Annotated in this window: 4 protein-coding genes; 3 read left to right on the top strand and 1 reads right to left on the bottom strand. The window is 47.1% G+C overall.

The window, feature by feature from the left end; translation table 11 throughout:
• The coding region (locus tag J5224_RS25550; protein WP_264628005.1) for a hypothetical protein at nt 1-235 on the top strand (235 nt) is incomplete at its 5' end.
• Nucleotides 236-332: 97 nt separating this feature from the next.
• Here the strand turns inward: J5224_RS25550 and J5224_RS25545 are convergent.
• The gene (locus J5224_RS25545; RefSeq protein ID WP_264628004.1) at nt 333-527 is read right to left on the bottom strand and encodes a hypothetical protein; all 195 of its coding nucleotides are present in this window, start codon (nt 525-527) and stop codon (nt 333-335) included.
• Nucleotides 528-635: 108 nt separating this feature from the next.
• Between J5224_RS25545 and mobC the strand changes: the two genes are divergently transcribed.
• Entirely contained in the window at nt 636-1382 is a 747-nt protein-coding gene (gene mobC, locus J5224_RS25540) for a MobC family replication-relaxation protein (RefSeq protein WP_264628003.1), read from the top strand.
• 303 nt (nt 1383-1685) lie between these two features.
• Nucleotides 1686-1949 carry a type II toxin-antitoxin system HigB family toxin gene (locus J5224_RS25535; RefSeq protein ID WP_264628002.1) on the top strand — a complete coding sequence of 88 codons (264 nt, stop codon included), beginning with the start codon at nt 1686-1688 and terminating at the stop codon, nt 1947-1949.
• The last annotated feature ends 155 nt before the right edge of the window (nt 1950-2104 follow it).

Genomic DNA, 2104 nt, shown 5'->3' with positions numbered 1-2104 from the left:
CGCAGGATTTACCAAGTGGCGTGAGGCGAGTAAATTCAATTTCGCAGAAATTGCTAATTTGCGCCCCCCGAACCCACCGGCGAGCGTTCCCCCCGAGGGGAACCGAGCAGGCCGGGGGGAGCCGCAAAAATTTTGCCGCCCCAGCGAGCAAAAAGGCATTCCCCAGAATGCCGGTTTTTGTGGGGGGCTTGCCCCGCACACCGTCGCGGCTAAGTCTCCGGCCCAAAGCCGGTAGCGTGGCGCGACTAACCACTTTGAAGTCGTTTTCCTATTTTTTCGCTGACCGGAACGGGCAAAAGAAAAAAGGGGCAAAAAACGGCGTCTCAAAGGGGTTAGTCGCGCGTAGCGCGCGACGGTGTGCCGCCGTTGACCTTGGGGGTTTTGGTGCGGCGTCCAGCCGCGACATTACCCCCATGCGCCAGGTAATAAGGGCGTCCAGCCCGCATGAACTGGTGCATGCCGTTTTGTGCCGGGAAATGTATTTTCCGGCGCATGACCGCAATGCGGTCACCTCTTTCTCCCCACAAGATCGCCTCATGACGTCGACTCATGCCTGTGGGCGAAGGTATTCCCCCATGCAATGAGGCGATAAAGCCGAAAGAGAGAACAGTCCAATACAATGCAAAGGAGGATGCATGCTTATTTACGATTACAGTGAACGACGGGCGCGTAATCACGAAAAGATCCGGGTCCTGCTCAATTTTCTGAAACAAGAAACCTACAGTAGTTTTAAAAACCTGATGCTGCTTTTTGATTTTAAAAATCACAAACCGCTTTATTTGCTGCTGGCGAAAGCCATTAGCTTGGGATTGGTCCAAAAGCATGAAATAAACACCAGAATGGTGAAAATCTCTCTGTGGGGGATCACCAATGACGGATTATCCGTTGTTGTCACACCCCATGAGGATGGCTTTCCTGCACGATTTGAGCCCTCGAAAGTCACTGGCTGGACGCTGATGCAGCGCCTTGATCGTCAGCTAGCACGGCTCCTTCTGGAGAAGAAAGGCGCTTATGGGTGGATCAGCGGCGCTGATTCAACATTCCGCAGCCGCTATAAGGTATATCATCGCCCGGCCGGGGTGATAACGTTACCTGACGGGACGGTTATCGCCGTTGAAGCTGAGCGCCATCTGAAAACCAAGGCCCGTTATCAGGCGATTGTCACCCAGCATTTGATAACTCGGACTCAAAAACTTTGGATGTACGTCTTCTACATCGTGCCAGACCCGCAGATAAAGCGAGCCATTGAGCGGATGTTCAATAGCGTGAAATACGCCATCGTCAGTCATCAGCGTATCCCGCTGGAAGCGAAGCACCGCAATGTTTTTCGGGTTTATACGGTTGAGGAACTGAACAGACTTGATCTAAACAATTACAAATAACCACATGATTTTTATACCAATGGTGATATCACTGATATCGTCATGTTTCCTATAGTTGAAGTTTTACGTAGCCGTCAATTTATTCTATATATTTAATATATTGAATTTTATCATTTTTAATGAACGAGCTCTTTTTGATTTAGATCAATAAATTGCCATATATAGCCTCAACGTAGTTGATTCTAACACCTTAGACCTCATAACGAATATGAGCTCTCATACATGAAAAGTTCCATTATTGGGAACCATTTATTGACATTCAATATCACCACACCTATCATAGTTCCCAAATGGAGAACATCAATGCGACTAATTGGCAAGCAAAGACTTCAGGTACTAAGCGGCATTAATCACGAAACTGATGTTTGGCTTTCTGCCTGGACAGCTGAGCTTACCAATGCTTACTGGAAAGATGTTAGAGCCGTTTTAGATACCTTTCCAAGAGCCCAGCAAGTTGATCAGGTATGCTGCATTTTTTTTGTGTGCGGCATTAAATCGCTGGGTATAAAAGTCACATTCAAGTTTGACAGGAGCATCGCAGTGATAAATCAAGTGGTATCAAAATGAATACAATCACCGAAGTTCGAGTCATTCGAACTGAAGAACAATATCATGCTTACCTTTCAGAAGTTGAAAGGTTGCTCACTTTTGAGCTTATTGCAGGCTCAGAAGATTCAGAGCGACTAGAGTTACTCACTGTTATCATTGAAAACTACGAGAAT

It is taken from the genome of Candidatus Symbiopectobacterium sp. NZEC135, assembly GCF_025962695.1.
This window is presented reverse-complemented; position numbering and strand designations above follow the sequence as displayed.

What these genes read in the sequence shown, in the direction of transcription:
- J5224_RS25535 (WP_264628002.1), top strand. Translation starts at nt 1,686, where the DNA reads ATGCGACTAATTGGCAAGCAAAGACTTCAGGTACTAAGCGGCATTAAT.
- mobC (WP_264628003.1), top strand. Translation starts at nt 636, where the DNA reads ATGCTTATTTACGATTACAGTGAACGACGGGCGCGTAATCACGAAAAG.